This window comes from Collinsella sp. AF31-11, assembly GCF_003475605.1.
Taxonomy (GTDB): domain Bacteria; phylum Actinomycetota; class Coriobacteriia; order Coriobacteriales; family Coriobacteriaceae; genus Collinsella.
Genome location: NZ_QRQS01000004.1, coordinates 126,886 through 141,797, shown reverse-complemented (window position 1 = coordinate 141,797; position 14,912 = coordinate 126,886). Strand labels below are relative to the sequence as shown.

The 14,912-nt window shown below is 60.4% G+C and carries 17 protein-coding genes; 2 read left to right on the top strand and 15 right to left on the bottom strand.

Annotation, left to right across the window (positions count from 1 at the left end; translation table 11 throughout):
- Positions 1–6 precede the first annotated feature (6 nt).
- The 15 genes from rplV to DWZ22_RS03685 form a co-directional block, all read right to left on the bottom strand.
- Positions 7–378 (bottom strand): 50S ribosomal protein L22, encoded by a 372-nt coding sequence (gene rplV, locus DWZ22_RS03760; protein WP_006235036.1) that lies wholly within the window; start codon positions 376–378, stop codon positions 7–9.
- Positions 379–392: 14 nt separating this feature from the next.
- On the bottom strand, positions 393–653 hold the full coding sequence (gene rpsS, locus DWZ22_RS03755) for a 30S ribosomal protein S19 (RefSeq protein ID WP_006235035.1): 261 nt from the start codon (positions 651–653) through the stop codon (positions 393–395).
- A gap of 32 nt (positions 654–685) precedes the next feature.
- The gene (rplB, locus tag DWZ22_RS03750; RefSeq protein WP_117583062.1) at positions 686–1,516 is read right to left on the bottom strand and encodes a 50S ribosomal protein L2; all 831 of its coding nucleotides are present in this window, start codon (positions 1,514–1,516) and stop codon (positions 686–688) included.
- Positions 1,517–1,695: 179 nt separating this feature from the next.
- Positions 1,696–1,983 (bottom strand): 50S ribosomal protein L23, encoded by a 288-nt coding sequence (gene rplW, locus DWZ22_RS03745; protein WP_118405465.1) that lies wholly within the window; start codon positions 1,981–1,983, stop codon positions 1,696–1,698.
- Complete coding sequence (gene rplD / locus DWZ22_RS03740) at positions 1,984–2,610, bottom strand: 50S ribosomal protein L4 (RefSeq protein ID WP_006235032.1); 627 nt, start codon at positions 2,608–2,610, stop codon at positions 1,984–1,986.
- A 46-nt stretch (positions 2,611–2,656) separates the two neighbouring features.
- Entirely contained in the window at positions 2,657–3,277 is a 621-nt protein-coding gene (gene rplC / locus DWZ22_RS03735) for a 50S ribosomal protein L3 (protein WP_035137484.1), read from the bottom strand.
- A gap of 599 nt (positions 3,278–3,876) precedes the next feature.
- The gene (locus tag DWZ22_RS03730; protein ID WP_118405464.1) at positions 3,877–4,674 is read right to left on the bottom strand and encodes a sulfite exporter TauE/SafE family protein; all 798 of its coding nucleotides are present in this window, start codon (positions 4,672–4,674) and stop codon (positions 3,877–3,879) included.
- A 501-nt stretch (positions 4,675–5,175) separates the two neighbouring features.
- Positions 5,176–5,787: a hypothetical protein gene (locus DWZ22_RS03720; protein ID WP_117647577.1), complete on the bottom strand. Its 612-nt coding sequence runs from the start codon at positions 5,785–5,787 to the stop codon at positions 5,176–5,178.
- A 15-nt stretch (positions 5,788–5,802) separates the two neighbouring features.
- Positions 5,803–7,287, bottom strand: a complete 1,485-nt coding sequence (locus tag DWZ22_RS03715; protein WP_118405463.1) for an arylsulfatase — start codon at positions 7,285–7,287, stop codon at positions 5,803–5,805.
- A 101-nt stretch (positions 7,288–7,388) separates the two neighbouring features.
- Positions 7,389–8,489 carry a radical SAM protein gene (locus DWZ22_RS03710; RefSeq protein WP_117647580.1) on the bottom strand — a complete coding sequence of 367 codons (1,101 nt, stop codon included), beginning with the start codon at positions 8,487–8,489 and terminating at the stop codon, positions 7,389–7,391.
- A gap of 103 nt (positions 8,490–8,592) precedes the next feature.
- Complete coding sequence (locus DWZ22_RS03705; protein ID WP_118405462.1) at positions 8,593–10,089, bottom strand: sulfatase; 1,497 nt, start codon at positions 10,087–10,089, stop codon at positions 8,593–8,595.
- Between the two features lie 169 nt (positions 10,090–10,258).
- Positions 10,259–11,089, bottom strand: a complete 831-nt coding sequence (locus tag DWZ22_RS03700; protein WP_117862213.1) for a PTS system mannose/fructose/sorbose family transporter subunit IID — start codon at positions 11,087–11,089, stop codon at positions 10,259–10,261.
- A complete protein-coding gene (locus DWZ22_RS03695; RefSeq protein ID WP_117647586.1) occupies positions 11,089–11,898 on the bottom strand; it encodes a PTS sugar transporter subunit IIC in 810 nt (269 codons plus the stop codon). The genes DWZ22_RS03700 and DWZ22_RS03695 overlap by 1 nt, the downstream gene beginning before the upstream one ends.
- Positions 11,899–11,978: 80 nt before the next feature.
- Entirely contained in the window at positions 11,979–12,455 is a 477-nt protein-coding gene (locus DWZ22_RS03690; RefSeq protein WP_117647588.1) for a PTS sugar transporter subunit IIB, read from the bottom strand.
- A 117-nt stretch (positions 12,456–12,572) separates the two neighbouring features.
- Positions 12,573–13,013 (bottom strand): PTS sugar transporter subunit IIA, encoded by a 441-nt coding sequence (locus tag DWZ22_RS03685; protein WP_117647590.1) that lies wholly within the window; start codon positions 13,011–13,013, stop codon positions 12,573–12,575.
- 262 nt (positions 13,014–13,275) lie between these two features.
- On the opposite strand from DWZ22_RS03685, the gene DWZ22_RS03680 reads away from it, so the two are divergent.
- Both DWZ22_RS03680 and DWZ22_RS03675 read left to right on the top strand, forming a co-directional pair.
- Positions 13,276–14,040 carry a DeoR/GlpR family DNA-binding transcription regulator gene (locus DWZ22_RS03680; protein WP_233546436.1) on the top strand — a complete coding sequence of 255 codons (765 nt, stop codon included), beginning with the start codon at positions 13,276–13,278 and terminating at the stop codon, positions 14,038–14,040.
- Positions 14,041–14,055: 15 nt separating this feature from the next.
- Positions 14,056–14,817 (top strand): DeoR/GlpR family DNA-binding transcription regulator, encoded by a 762-nt coding sequence (locus tag DWZ22_RS03675; protein ID WP_117862215.1) that lies wholly within the window; start codon positions 14,056–14,058, stop codon positions 14,815–14,817.
- The last annotated feature ends 95 nt before the right edge of the window (positions 14,818–14,912 follow it).

The following is a 14,912-nucleotide window of genomic DNA, read 5'->3' as shown; positions in this document are numbered from 1 at the left end:
ACAGCTTTACGCCTCCTTTCGAGGAGCAACGACGACGGTGATGTGGGAAGTACGCTTCAGAATGCGAGAAGCGGAACCCTTGGCGCGGGGACGGATGCGCTTAAGCGTCGGACCCTCGTCAACATAGGCAGCGGCGACAACCAGGTTGTCGGCACGCAGACCGTTGTTGTTCTCGGCGTTCGCAACGGCGGAACGGAGAACCTTCTCGACATCCACGGCGACGGCGCGGTCGCAGAAGTGGAGGATGTCGAAGGCCTGAGCGACAGGCTTGCGGCGGATCAGATCGACCACCAGGCGGGCCTTGCTGGGGGAAACACGCACGTACTTAGCGACGGCGCGAACCTCGGTGGCCTCAGTTTCAATAGACTTAGTTGCCATTTACGGTTAACCCCCTATTTGGCCTTGTGGCCACGGAACGTACGAGTCGGCGCGAACTCGCCGAGCTTGTGACCAACCATGGACTCGGTAACATACACGGGCACATGCTTGCGGCCGTCGTGGACGGCGATGGTGTGACCAACCATCTCGGGGAAGATGGTGGACGCGCGGGACCAGGTCTTCACGACGTCCTTCTTGCCAGCCTCGTTCATCGCGGTGATACGCGAGAGAAGGCGAGTCTCCACGAACGGGCCCTTTTTGAGACTTCTGCTCATAAGTGCTTTCTCCTAAAACTCGGTATCCGAAATTACTTCTTACGGCGACGAATGATGTGCTGGTTCGAGACCTTCTTCTTCTTGCGCGTACGAAGGCCCTTCGTCGGCTTACCCCAGGGGGTAACAGAGGGACGACCAGAGGTGTGGTTCTTGCCCTCGCCACCGCCGTGCGGGTGGTCGACAGGGTTCATGACGGTACCGCGGACGGTCGGGCGCACGTTCATGTGACGCTTACGGCCGGCCTTGCCGATGACGATGTTGGCGTGATCGGCGTTGCCGACCTCACCGACGGTGGCGCGGCAGGTAACGAGGATGCGGCGCATCTCGGAGGAAGGCATACGGACGATGGCGTACTTGCCCTCCTTACCCATCAGCTGGCAGGAGTTACCGGCGGAACGGGCGATAGCGGCGCCCTTGCCCGGCTGGAACTCGACGGCGTGGATGAGCGTACCGACGGGGATGTCGGCGAGGGGCAGAGCGTTGCCCGGCTTGATGTCGGCGTCAGAACCGGACATGACGGTCTGACCGACCTCGAGGCCCTTGGGGGCCAGGATGTAGCGCTTCTCACCGTCAGCGTAGTGCAGCAGAGCGATGCGAGCGGAACGGTTCGGATCGTACTCGATCGTAGCAACCTTGGCGGGCACGCCGTCCTTGTTGCGCTTGAAGTCGATCACGCGGTAACGACGCTTCACGCCGCCGCCCTGGTGGCGGGTGGTGATGCGGCCGTTGTTGTTACGACCGGCCTTCTTGGGCAGGGGCTCGAGAAGAGACTTCTCGGGCTTGGTGCAGGTGATCTCGGAGAAGTCGGAGATCGTCTGCCAACGCCTACCAGCGGAGGTCGGCTTAAGGTGCTTTACAGCCATTACAATCCCTTTCAATAGGAATCCGTTAGCCATCGCAGACAGGGATTCGAGGTTCTGCCTCGGGTGCGATGACACCGGACGTATACACGGCTCCGGGCGTGTCCATTTTATACGCCCAAAACCTTGAGCTCTCGCCTCCCCTATTTGGGAGGCATGAGCTCACTCAACAGCAGCGAGTCTTAGGCCTGGTTGCCAAAGACCTCGATGGTGTCGCCCTCGGCCAGCGTGACGATGGCCTTCTTCCAAGAACGGGTCTTGCCGGCGACATAGCGCACGCGCTTGGTCTTGGGCTTGACCGTCAGGGTGTTCACGCGAAGGACCTTGACGCCGAAGATCTCCTCGACAGCGTCCTTGATCTGATACTTATTAGCATCCTTGGCGACCTCGAACGTGTACTTGTTCTGCTCCATGCCGGAGAAGGAACGCTCGGACACGATCGGACGGATGATGATCTCGTGGGCGGTCATTTAAGCAAGCACCTCCCCGAAGTGAGCGGCGATGTCGGCGGGCATCAGCACGGCGTTGTTGTTGACGAGATCGTAGGTGTTGGCCTCGTCGGCAGTGATGATGAACGTCTTGGGAATGTTGCGGAACGACAGGTAGGCGTTGACGTCCTCATCGCGAACGATGATGGTCAGACGCTTGCCCTCAAGGCCGAGAGCCTTGAGCATGGCAACGGCAGCCTTGGTGGAAGGCTTCTCGAAGCCGTAGTCGTCGACGAGCACGAGCTCGCCATCGGCCAGCTTGGCGGACAGCGCGGAGCGCATAGCCAGCTTGACCTCCTTGTTGTTCATACGCTTAGCGTAGGAACGGGGCTTAGGGGCGAAGACAACGCCACCATGACGCCACTGGGCAGCACGGATGGAACCCTGGCGGGCACGGCCGGTGCCCTTCTGACGCCAAGGCTTCTTGCCGCCACCGGAAACCTCAGAGCGACCCTTAGCGGACTGGGTGCCCTGACGCCAAGAGGCCATCTGGCACTTGACGATGTGGTGCATAACGTGGATGTTCGGCTCGATGCCGTACACCTCAGCGGCGAGCTCGGCCTCGGCGACCTTCTTGCCCTCGCTGTTCTTTACTTCAAACTTTGCCATTTAAGTGTTCTCCTTGGTATGACGCTGGGCTAAATGGGCTGGGCCCTTAGGCCATACGGATGGCGACGAGACCATTCTTGGCACCCGGGACAGCGCCCTTGACCAAGATGAGGTTCTGCTCGGCATCGATGCGGACAACGGAAAGGTTCTTGACGGTAACGCGCTCGTTACCCATGTGACCGGCCATCTTGACGCCCTTGAGGACGCGCGCAGGATAGGCGCACTGACCGATAGAACCGGGGTGACGCTGGAAGTGAGAACCATGCGTCATAGGACCGCGGCGCTGACCCCAGCGCTTGATGCGACCCTGGAAGCCCTTACCCTTGGAGGTACCGATGACGTCGACCTTCTCGACATCAGCGAAATCAGCGACGGTGACGACCTCGCCGACCTTGTGCTCCTCGCCGTTCTCGACGCGGACCTCACGAAGGAAGCGGACAGGCTCGACGCCAGCCTTGGCGAAGTGACCAGCCATGGGCTTGTTCACGTTCTTGGCCTTGATGTCGCCGAAACCGATCTGGACGGCGTCATAGCCGTCGGTTGCCTGAGTTTTAACCTGCGAGACAGCGCAGGGGCCAGCCTGGATGACCGTGACGGGAACGACGTTATCGTCCTCGTCCCAAACCTGGGTCATGCCAATCTTGCGGCCGAGAATCATGCTGATCAAGATATGATCCCAACTCTCGCGTGGTCTTGGGACAATGCGTACACCACCGAGCGTACGCCCCTAGAGGACCACTACTTACACGACGTGCTCCCCAGTCTTGTATTACGCCCGGACTACCTGACAACCCTATTAAGCAGGCATTTTGTCCAGCCAGAATACTCCCCTGGTTTCACACAGCTGTTTAGTATACACGGCTGCGGGCGTATCCATCGAGATTCATATTTCACTCACATTGTTTACGCAGGTAAAGTGCGCGGAGTCGCCTGGGGCCGGCAGAGCGGCGGCGAAATATATTAAGGTTGCTGCTCTGCCGGGCTTGGGAGACGACACGTTGACGCCTGCTTAACTCTGCTCGCTCAGGCTAAAGACTTTGTTGGGGATCCACTATTTGTTGGAGGGTGAATTTGCTTTGAAGCGGTTTGCCTTCCGCCTGTGGCTTTTTTGAATTGGCGGCTGACGCTGCCGCGACTTATTGCCAAGAGGACTTCAACACCATCGGCGCTCATGAGACGAGCGGGACACGGCGACCTCCTCAAGGCAGAAGAGGAAGGCCCGCGCTCCAGCTCCATTATCGCGGCATCCCGTTTCGGGGCGAAGAACTAGAGCACCGAGAACCGGATGAAATTGTACGTGCAGATCACGATGATGAGCACGAGGGCGAACACGTAGAGCTTATCGACCGCCGCCGAGTCCATCCGGCGCAGCAGGCGGCGCCCCACGACCGACCCAAGCACCGCCATCGCCGCCATGCCCAGCAGGACCACGGGGAGGAACGCGGGCACGCTGCCCGTGGCCAGCGTGTAGATGAGGCTCGCCGTCTGCGAGAACGCGATGATGAACAGCGACGCCTGCGCGGCGGGCTTGCTCTCCATGGCGAAGAAGAAGACGAGGATGGCCAGGTTGAAGGGGCCGCCGCCGATGCCGAGGAAGGACCAGCACGCCCCGGCGCAGAACCCTATGAGCGCCTGCGCCCACGCATTCTCGAGCTTGAGGCCCTTGATGCGCGCCTTGTTGAGCGTGTAGGCCAGCACGAGGACGGCGAGCACGATGAGCACGGCGGCCTGGACCGCGCCGACGAGCTCGGCGTCGGGGAACACGGACCCCAGCCGGTTGAACAACATCTTGCCGATCACGCCGCCCACCGCGGAGCTGACGGCGATGGGCGACATCGCCCGCGCGTCGATATCAGACTGCCCGCTCGCCGCGTTCTGCGCGAGCGTGGAGAGCGACATGATGAGCACCGACATGCTCGAGAGGAAGCTCACCGTGCTCACGCTCATGACGCTCATCGCGTCGACCACGGGCTTGATGATCACGCCGCCGCCGATGCCACAGAGCGGCCCCAGAAGCGACGCCAGGAAGCATACCGCGAAGACCAAGATGTATTGAGGACCCATCCGAACAAGCTCCTATCGATCGAGCAACACCCTATGCAACGAATTGCAAGCGTTCGTATCATTCAAAACCGCAGCGTATGGTTGTGGACTTTTACATATCTCGAACGCTGCTGCGCGATATGTCCCTATTTACGCCGCTCATGCGGAGCACCGTTGCGCCAAGGGCTAGGCGTCCCCGCCAATCTGCCTGCCGAGTCCATCAATGGCCCGCGCACCGTCTCGACACGCCGCTAGTAGTTAGCGAAGTAATCCTGGTTGAAGATGCACGCGTAGACGACGTCGAGCAGCAGCGCGGTGGAAACGCTCATGGCGAAGTGCCCGATGTTGTCCTCGCGGTGCATCCGGACAGGAAGTTGATGGTCGCCACGTCGGCGACACCCACGGCGTCCATCACGGGCTTAATGATGATGCCCCGCCGACACCGCAGATGGCACTGATGGTAGAGGCGAAAAACGCAATGGCGAATACGATTGCTAGCATATGAAGCGCCTAGACTCTTCCCTACTTGTCAGGCATGGCTGCTGCGAGCGTCCGCTCAGCGCGCTCGCAATAGGACGCGGCGCGCCCCTCGTCACCCTTGTTCTCGTACTGAACCGAGAGCATCTGGCAGAGCAGGGCCTCTTCCATGCCAGCCGCCTCCGACAACGCGCGCTCCATCTCGTCGATATAGGCATACGAGCCCTTGAGGAAGACGTCATAGGTGCGACGGTCGGCACGCGCAGCCTCGCGATCACCGTGCTCCTCGAGGTAGGAGAGCACCTCGCGTGCGTGGGGCTCATCCCCGATCTCCACGTAGAAGGAGAACGCCTTTGCCGCCAGCGCGAGTGTCTGCTCCTCGCTCATCTTGAGCGAACCCATCTCGCGGATGATGCGCTCGGATGCCTCGACGTCATCCATGGCAAGAGCTGCGTTCAAGCGCATGAAAAGCACGTTGTACTTGGGGTACAGCACGCTAGTGAGCGGGCGGTTCAGGACCTTGAGGTAGTTGTTGAGGTCGCCCTCGCGCAGGTACGCCTCGAGCTTGGCGAAGGTTGTGCGCTTTTGGACCTCCATGTAAATGGTGAACCCGACCGCAACCACTACGACCACAATGCCGATCGTCTTCATATCCATGGATAGGCCTTTCTCTTAACGTTGGAGGCGCGAGGGCCGGGGGCGCTCAAGCATAACGGCGGGCGCACGTCCCGCCACCAACTCGCCGTCACGAACATATCCCTCTTCGCGACCAGCGAGCTCCTCAATCAGGCAGGCACGGAGCACGGCGATGCGCGCGGCGCGCTCCGGAGCGTCGATGAGGTCGTGCTCCTCACGCGGATCGGCGTCCAGGTCGAAATACTGCTCCATCCCGGTCCGTGTGAACCAGATGTACTTGTCATGCGGGGTCACGATCCACTGGTTGGACTGCTCGCGGCTGCCGCTGTGCTCGCCGTGCAGGTATGCACGGTTCAGCGGCGCGGCGCCGGTAAGCTCGCCCATGAGCGAGGCGCCCTCCACGCCCTCGGGCACGGGCAGGTCGCACGCCTCGAGGATGGTGGGCATAAGGTCCATGAGTTCCACCGTGCTCTCGCTCACGCCGCGAACGCGCTCGCCGCCCGGCACATCGACGTTTTTGCCCACGTGCACGATGAAGGGGATGCGCGCGGAGCCCTCGTAGGGCAACACCTTGCGAAAGAGACTGTGGTCAAAGAGCATCTCGCCGTGGTCGGAGCAGAACACGATCACGGTGTCGTGGTAGGTCTCGTCGTTCTCGAGCGCCGTGATGAGCCGGCCGATCTGGTGGTCCATATGTGTGATGCAGGCATAATAGCCCGCCATGGCCTCGCGGCGCAGCTCGGCGTCGCGGCAGCCGTGCACGCTGTCCAAGATCATGCCATCGCGCTCGGTGGCATCGGCGTCATCCCAATCGCCAGCGGCAGGCGCGCGCAGCTCCATGTCGCGGTACAGATCGAAGTAGGTCTGCGGCGCGTCGAAGGGCGGGTGGGGCCGCACGAAGCTCGTCATGAGGAAGAACGGGCGCGTGCGATCGCGGGTCTCCAAAAAGCGGATGGACTCGTCCACCACCCAGTTGGTGGGGTGCAGGCGCTCCTCGTAGGCCCAGGGATGGGTGATCCAGGAGTTGTTCTCAACGCCCGAACCGTTCACGTCGGCGAATTCGCCCAGTTCATTTTTGAGGAAGCGCATGTAGTCGTCGGAGACGTTCTGGTGCATCCAGTACGGCAGGTTCGCCTTGCGGTAGTGGCCGATGTAGCCGTCATGCAGGCGCATGTGCTCGAAGCCGCAGCCCAAACGCGGCGGATGCACGTGCATCTTGCCTACCACGGCGGTCTGGTAGCCGCCGTCGCGCATCTCCTGCGCGAGCATATGGTCGTACTCCCACGCGATACCGTCCTGGTAACCCACGCGGCCCGTGCCCGCGGGCGTCTTGCCGCAAAAGAGGGCGGCGCGCGCCGGGATGCAACTCGGGCAGGCGGAGTAGGCGTTCTCGAACAGCATGCCGTCGGCGGCGAGCGTGTCCAAGTAGGGCGTCTGCACGTCCGGATGGCCGTCGATACCCAGGCAGTCGCCGCGCATCTGGTCGCACATGATAAGGAGAACGTTGGGTTGCTGGGGCATAGGGAACTCCAAACTCACGGGAACGGGATGAAGATTGAGTGGTCAAGGCGGGAGGGGCGCAGAGCCCCACACAACTACGACGAGGCAAAACCCGGGCAGGATCAGCGCCGCGTGAACATGCGAGCCACGCGCTGCAGGCCGGGATAGGCGTACTCCAAAAACTCACGCAGCCCGCAGTAGCCCGCATCGTAATAGGCGATGTTCAGGCGCTTGCAGTTGCGATGGCAAATGCCCTCAAAGGGGCAATCGGCGCACCGCGCGCAATCGCGACGCGGCTCGTTCAAAAACATGCGCATGGTCTCACAGGTCGCCATTGCCTCAAGGGAATCGACGCGAATATCGCCCACGCGGTACTCATCCAGCGCATAGAAGTCGCACGGATACACCGAACCGTCGCTTTCCACCACGAACTGCGGAGCGCAGCGGCCGAGCATACCGCACTGCGACGGAAACTGCCCGAGCGCCATCTGCATGACGTTCTCGAACAGCCAGATGCTCACATAGCGCCCAGCACCGAGCTCGCGCCACCACAAGTCGAACAAGCGGCGGTAGAACGAGGAGAAGGCACGCGGGTCGAGCGAGAACGTGTCCCGCTCATCGTCGAGGCCCGGCAGGCACGGGATGAACTGGATATGGGTGATCTTCTCCTGCTTGATGAAGGAGAAGACGCGCTGTGGATGCGCCGCCATCTGCGAGGTGAGGACCGAGAGTATGTTGACGTCCACGCCGCGCTCGCGCAGCAGGCGAACGCCGCTCATGACGCGCGCGTACGTAGCGGCACCGTGCGCATCGGGACGCATCGAATCGTGCAGGTCGCGATAAGCGTCAACCGAGACTCCGATGAGGAACCCGTGCTCGCGGAAGAACTCGGCCCATTCCTCTTCGATCAGGTAGCCGTTGGTCTGCAACGCCCAGCTCACCCGCTGGTTCTCACGGCGCTCCTCCACCCGCGCGACGAACGAATGGAAGAAGTCAAGGCCGGCCAGGGTGGGCTCGCCGCCCTGGAAGGCGAAAGAAATGTGCGCATCACTCGCCACGGCGAGTGCACGGTCGATGATGGCACTTGCCACGTCTTCGCCCATGACGCGGGCGCTCCGCTCCTCGCGATGAGCAGCGACATCGCAGTAAAAGCAGTACCTGCACCGCATGTTGCAAGCACTCGATGCCGGTTTTATCAAAAAGCCAATATGCTTCGCGCACATGGCACATACCCCCCTTCGCACAGGCTAGCCCTCACTCATCGGGCCGGAAACCACTTCCTTACCCGAGGCGGCGCATCCGGCCCGCACAATCACCGCATGAATCTTAGGCCAAGCCCAGGCGCTCCTTTTGCTCGGCCGGGGACTCATGCTCCTCCAGGCCGCGCAGCAGCAGGTCAATCATGCGCTGTTCGGCGTGGTCGTCCTTGCCGGCGAGATTATTAACCTGGCCGTAGTCACTCTCAAGGTCGAACAGCATCGTCTGCTCGACCTCGGCGAGCGGCGTGGCTCCCTCGATCTGGGCCGGCTTCTTACAGGGGATCTTGAACAGCGGGTACTTGGTGCGTTTGAAGTAGCGGCCACACTCAATCTCCTCCGGGCAGTCCGAACCCATCTTTTTGCGGATGGTGTGCGGCAGTGCGGTGTACTCGAAGCACGGCTGGTTGCCGGCGACCGGCGCGCGGAAGTAGGTGTAGCGGCCGTCGGTGACGTTGACGGTCATGGCGTGCACGCCGTACAGGGCGTAGCCACGCGTGGGCGCGTCAGCATCCGTCATGAGCGGCACGAGGGAGGTGCCGCACACATCTGCGGGAATCTCGCAGCCGTGGGCTTCAAGCACCGTGGGCATGATGTCGATTGCCTGAGTGAGCTGGCGGGCATGCTCGCCGGCGCGGGCGTTACCCGGGAAGTGCACAATGAACGGCAGATGCGCGAGCTCGTTATACAGGTGCATGTAGTTTTTGCCCATGTAGTCGCGCTCGCCCAGGAAATAGCCGTGGTCGGTGGTGACCATGACCATGGTATCGTCCAGCATCCCGCGCTCCTCGAGCTTGTCGATGAGCCTACCAAACCAGCGGTCGGTCATGGTGACGAGGGCCTTGTAGCGGCGCTGCAGGTAGTCCTCCGCGCCCTTGTTGACGTCGGTGGCGGAGACGCGCTTGTACTCAGGAATCTCGAAGTAGTCGCGGTCGAGCTCGCCAGTGCCGCCGTACATCTCCATGTACTTGTCGGGCACATCGAAGGGCTCGTGCGGGTCGAAGGTCTCAACCATGAGGAAGAAGTCGTCGGCCCCAGCATTGCCGTCGATCCAGTCGCAGGCGGACTGGAAGGTCTTGGGGCTCGGCATGTCCTCTTCGTTGGGCCAGAGCTGACGGTTCTTCTGGTACTGCTCGCGCACGCGCCCGTAGAAGGTCTCGGGCATGTTATTCGGCTCATCGATGCGGCTGACCCACGGGTCGCCCTCCTGGCCGCGGTAGTAATCCCAGGTGTTGAACTCCTGGAGGTAGCCCTCGCCACCGGTGCGTAGGTAGTGGCAGTGGTCGGTGGTGATGTGGCAGAAGTTGCCGTTCGCGCGCAGGCAGGCCGGCAGCGTCACATCGAAGGGCTCGATGGGGCCCCAGGGGCGCTCGAGGAAGTTGTAGCGACCGGTGAGGATGTCGCGGCGGGCAGGCATGCAGGGAGCCGAGCCGATCCAGTGGTTGTCGAACACGCAGGAACGCTCGGCAAAGGCATCGAGATTGGGGGTCTGGACGTCGGTTGCGGGGTTGTAGCACGACAGGACGTCGCGACGCAGAGTATCCATGAGCACGAGGACGGTTCTCATTGGCATCCTTTCGATAGTTGGATTTGCCAGATGGCGATACGCCAAAGGCACATGGGCATAATGGAGCGCACCCCGATCGCGCACGATGGAGAGCACATGAGACAACGAGGCCCGCGCCCGGCATGCGGGGCGCGGGCATCAAACGATTTGCCTTTTGATAAGCTCGCGATTAGGCGAAGATCTTGAACGCCGGGAAGTAGAAACCGATAGCGGCGAACACAAGGGAGAACACAATCAGACCGATGATGATCTGGGCGGAGTTCTTGCCCTGGCCCTTCTTGAGCAGGCGATAGCAGATGAAAGTCAGAACGACAGGCAGCAGGAAGGGCAACACCTTATCGAGCTGGTCCTGGAGCACCAGCGGGTCACCCTCACCGAAGGCGAACTGCACGGCAAGCTTGAGCTTAACGGTCGTGGCGATCAGGCCGCCGGTGACCATGACGCCCAGCACGTTGGCGAGGTTGCCCAGACGGTCGAAGACCTGGACGCCCGCCTTCTCGACGAGCTCCATGCCCATCTCGTAACCCTTGTGCAGGCCGAAGTACTTCAGCGGCCAATACAGCAGGTTGATGAGCAAGAACATCACGAGCGGACCCACAATGGAGCCGTTGTCGACGCACATAGATGCGCCAATGGAGCCGGCGATCGGGAACCAGGTGAGGTTCAGCAGGGAGTCACCAAGGCCGGCGAAGGGACCCATGAGGGAGGTCTTGATGCCGACGACGGTGTCCTTCTGATCCTCATCCGTGGTCTCCTCCAGGGCGGCGGTGATGCCAAGGATGAAGGGGATCGCGAGCGGGTGGGTGTTGAAGTACTCGAGGTGGCGCTTCATGGCGTTAACGCGCTCCTCCTTGGGGGCGTCCTTGTAGAGCTCCTCGAGGACAGGGGCAAAGCAGTAGGTCAGGGACAGCGACTGCATGCGCTCGTAGTTGTGCGCGAATTGGCAACCCTGGGTGCGCAGCAGGACCTTGTTCAGGGTGGAGTTGGAGATCTTACCCATTAGAGATCGTACTCCTCGTCATCATCGGAGCCGGCGGCAGAGGCGGCGGCAGGGGCGGGTTGATTCTTCTGGCCCTCGGTAATGACGTCCCACACGCCGGCGGCGGCGCAAGCGGCGAGCGCGATGCCCACGGTCGGGACGTTGAGGAAGGCGGCCATGATAAAGCCGAGCAGCAGGAAGATCCACATGTTCTTCTTCATCATCATGGTGAGGAGCATGGCCAGACCGACGGCGGGCATCATGCCACCGGCGGTGGAGAAGCCGGTGAGGACCCACGGAACCTGGTTCTGCAGGAAGGCCATGATGTCCTCGATCACGAAGGAGCCGATGCCCGTGGCGATGAAGACGGGAACGGCGCGGGTCAGGAAGAAGCACAGGGCGCCGGTCCAGAAGAACTTGTTGACGGCGTTGAACTTACCGGACTCGATGGCCTTGTCGGCACCGTGGACAAGCGAGACGTTAGTGGTCATGACCAAGATGTTCAGCTGCTGAACCAAGGTGGCGGTGGGGATGCCGATGGCGACTGCCAGGGCGATGGCGCTGGCGGTGTCGGTGGAACCCATGATGCCCAGGGCGGCACCGACGATGGTGCCGGAGATGACATCCGGCGGAACATAAGCGCCGATGTTGTTGACGCCGAGCCACATGAGCTCCATGGTCGCGCCGATCATGATGGCGGTCGTCATGTCACCGAGGATGATGCCGACGCCGACGGATGCCAGCAGGGGCTTGCGGAAGCCCAGGTGGGGACCGAACTGGTCCCAAGTGCACAGACCCGCCCAGATGGCGAGCAGAAGTGCCTGAAGCATAAGCCTCTCCTTCCCTATTCGCCCATCGTTCCCTCCGATGGGCACGCCCCGGGTTCACATGCCCGGAGATGGTTACTTACTTAGTAGTTCTTGAGGAGCTCGGACACGGGCTCCTTGGAATCGCGCGTGGTGGTCTGCATCCAGCAGTCGACGCCGAGGCCAATGAGCTCCTCGAAGGCGGCCTTTTCCTCGGCGGTGACGGACATGTTCTTGTGCAGGCGATGACGCTGCTCGTTGAAGCGCATGCCGGAGACGTTCAGGTAGTCGAACGGCAAGCCGTTCTCGTGCAGCTTGAGGGCGTCGATGGGGTTGGTGAAGAGCACCATCGTGGCCTTCTTGAGCTCGGTCTTCTTGAGGACCTCAATGAACTTCTCGACACCGAAGACGGAGACCTTGATGTCGGGGGCGGCGAGGCCGGCGACGGACTTCTGGACGGGGTCGTTGGCGACCTTATCCGAGACAATGATTGCCGATTCGATGCCGAAGTCGGGAATCCAAGTGGTGGCGACCTGACCGTGGATCAGGCGGTCATCGATGTCGACGAGTTTGAGTGCCATGATGTTCTCCTTTTCGTTTGCACGTTCCTTCAGTACCGTTTACGAATGCTCTGCTCGATCGAGGCGCCCACTCGGGGGATACGGGTGAGCGCCACTCGAATCGACGGGCTAACGAGCCTAGAGGTCCAAATCGTCCTCGTCTGCCTCCACGGCCGGAGCGGGAGCCTTGATCTCCTGCTGGGCCCCGGCGTGAGCGGCAGTGAGCTGGGCACGGACCGCGTCGGCGGAATCGAGGCCATCGCGGGTGAGCAGGAGCTCGACCGCAACGGGCATGGACAGGCCAGTGTAGGCAACCATGTTCATGCCGTTGAGCAGGCAGCGGGTAGTCACGTTGAATGGGGTGCCGCCGTAGATGTCGCATAGGGTGACGACGAGTTCGCACTCGGCGCTGAGGGTCTCGTAAGCCTCGCGCATCTCGGACTCGAAAGACTCCAGGCTCTTCTCGGCGGTGAGACCAAGAGCGATGACATCAGGCTGCTTGCCCGCAATCATCTCGACGGCGCCGAGGGCGGCCTGAGCGAACTCTCCGTGACTTGCAAGGATGACACCGATACGCATCTTCTGTCCTTTCATACTTATTAATTCTCTTCGTTCTCTTCGTTCTGTTCGTTCTGTTCGTTTATGTTCGTCTATATTTGTTTATTGGTCAAGAAATGATTTTTGGAATGAGCTCTATTTACCTCCTATTTGATGGTTTTTTCCGTGAGCGTTATGTTTTGACCGGTGAAAGGTAATGTGCCTTCGTGAACGGTTTGCGTTTATTTATGTTGTTCGTTTACATTGAAATAAGAACAAACGCTCGATGAGGGAGTCGGCACTCATGAAATCCGAACGCCAGCAGGCCATTCTCGACTTGCTCGATCAACATCATTCGGTATCGGTAAACGAGATATCTAATACCCTATCTGTTTCGGATATGACCATCAGGCGTGACCTGGCCGAGCTTGCCGACAAGGGCCTTCTTGTGCGCGTACACGGAGGGGCTCAGCTTCCACACTCCGCCCACGGAACAGCCCTTTCACGTTTGACCCCGCATGAGGAGAAACGTCGTTTTCAAGTTGATCAGAAACGTGCCGCTGCTATAGCCGCCGCCCAAACCGTCTCAGCCGGCGATACGATCTTTCTCGGTGGAGGCTCCACTCTCGAGCTCATGTGTTCGTATTTGCCCCAGGAGGACATACGCGTCGTCACCAACAGTCTTCCCGTGCTGAACCTGCTAGCCGACAATCCACATATAGATCTATTCTTTGTTGGTGGCATGATGCATCACGACACGCGAGTTTTCACCATGCCATACAACGGCCGCGGCCCCTACGGTCTATCCGCTCCCAAGGCCTACGTCTCGGCAACCGGTATTTTTGGAAACGAGGTCTTTGGCTCTCGTCCCGATGCAGCCATGGTCCTCTCAGACGCTCTTTCTCGAGCTCAGGAGCGTTATCTTGTTGTAGATGCTGAAAAAGTCGGAAGGCGCGACTTCTGCCTTTTCACCACACTGGAGGATATGACCGCGGCATTCATTAACGAGGACGCAGACCCCCGGACCATCGAGGCCCTCCGCGCCTATACCTCCGTCATTACCGCATAATCCAATTGGCAAGCCATGCTTAAACCCGAACGTCACGAACAATTACTTGAGCTGTGCGCTCAGCGCGGAATGGTCACTGTTGCCCAAGCCGCAACAATCTTTGGTATATCTGAAATGACCGCTCGAAGAGACTTCGATGAGCTCTCGCGACGCGCTGGCGTCATCCGCGAGTACGGTGGCATCCGACTTTCAAGCGGCTCCCCCATTGCCGAAGAGGTCCCGTTTTTTGAAAAGCTCTCAATCCGCTCCCCTGAAAAAGAGCATATCGCACGCACCGCTGTCAACCTCATCAGAGAGCGCGACACCATCTTCCTCGGACCCGGTTCGACTTGCGCTCTCATCGCCCGTGCGCTGCCGCGCATGCGGCTGCGCGTCATCACAAACAGCATCATCGTGCTGAACATGCTCCAGACGCGTAACGATGTGGAGATCTGGGCCCTGGGAGGACAGTATCGCAAACGATCGGGTTCTTTCGTCGGGCCCATCGCCGAAGATGCTCTCGCCCCGCTCGGTATCGACACTTGCTTTATCGGCACCAACGGCGTACTCGCCCAATCCATCTCCTGTTCTAACCTTGAGGAAGGACGCTTACAGGCGCTCGCTTGCGATCGCGCCGCCAAGCGTTACCTTGTCTGCGATTCAAGCAAGATCGGACAGATGGACTTCTTCGGCTTCTTCAATCTCGATCAAATGGACGCACTCATCACCGATGCAAATGTCAACGACAAACAGCGTTCCATGGTTCTCGAATCAACTCGCATCATCGTCGCAGAATAGGCCTGTTTTGATTTAGCTGGACACCACAGCAAAGACCCCGATTCGATAAAGCCGAATCGGGGTCTCATTATTCGCATCAAATCGCAAATAGGTCA

Excerpts from the sequence above, each read along its gene's own strand:
- DWZ22_RS03685 (WP_117647590.1), bottom strand. The coding sequence starts at position 13,013 with ATGCGTATCGGTGTCATCCTTGCAAGTCACGGAGAGTTCGCTCAGGCC.
- DWZ22_RS03695 (WP_117647586.1), bottom strand. The coding sequence starts at position 11,898 with ATGCTTCAGGCACTTCTGCTCGCCATCTGGGCGGGTCTGTGCACTTGG.
- DWZ22_RS03705 (WP_118405462.1), bottom strand. The coding sequence starts at position 10,089 with ATGAGAACCGTCCTCGTGCTCATGGATACTCTGCGTCGCGACGTCCTG.
- rplD (WP_006235032.1), bottom strand. The coding sequence starts at position 2,610 with ATGGCAAAGTTTGAAGTAAAGAACAGCGAGGGCAAGAAGGTCGCCGAG.
- DWZ22_RS03700 (WP_117862213.1), bottom strand. The coding sequence starts at position 11,089 with ATGGGTAAGATCTCCAACTCCACCCTGAACAAGGTCCTGCTGCGCACC.
- DWZ22_RS03715 (WP_118405463.1), bottom strand. The coding sequence starts at position 7,287 with ATGCCCCAGCAACCCAACGTTCTCCTTATCATGTGCGACCAGATGCGC.
- DWZ22_RS03680 (WP_233546436.1), top strand. The coding sequence starts at position 13,276 with ATGAAATCCGAACGCCAGCAGGCCATTCTCGACTTGCTCGATCAACAT.
- rplV (WP_006235036.1), bottom strand. The coding sequence starts at position 378 with ATGGCAACTAAGTCTATTGAAACTGAGGCCACCGAGGTTCGCGCCGTC.
- DWZ22_RS03730 (WP_118405464.1), bottom strand. The coding sequence starts at position 4,674 with ATGGGTCCTCAATACATCTTGGTCTTCGCGGTATGCTTCCTGGCGTCG.
- rplB (WP_117583062.1), bottom strand. The coding sequence starts at position 1,516 with ATGGCTGTAAAGCACCTTAAGCCGACCTCCGCTGGTAGGCGTTGGCAG.
- DWZ22_RS03675 (WP_117862215.1), top strand. The coding sequence starts at position 14,056 with ATGCTTAAACCCGAACGTCACGAACAATTACTTGAGCTGTGCGCTCAG.
- DWZ22_RS03720 (WP_117647577.1), bottom strand. The coding sequence starts at position 5,787 with ATGGATATGAAGACGATCGGCATTGTGGTCGTAGTGGTTGCGGTCGGG.
- rpsS (WP_006235035.1), bottom strand. The coding sequence starts at position 653 with ATGAGCAGAAGTCTCAAAAAGGGCCCGTTCGTGGAGACTCGCCTTCTC.
- DWZ22_RS03690 (WP_117647588.1), bottom strand. The coding sequence starts at position 12,455 with ATGGCACTCAAACTCGTCGACATCGATGACCGCCTGATCCACGGTCAG.
- rplW (WP_118405465.1), bottom strand. The coding sequence starts at position 1,983 with ATGACCGCCCACGAGATCATCATCCGTCCGATCGTGTCCGAGCGTTCC.
- DWZ22_RS03710 (WP_117647580.1), bottom strand. The coding sequence starts at position 8,489 with ATGTGCGCGAAGCATATTGGCTTTTTGATAAAACCGGCATCGAGTGCT.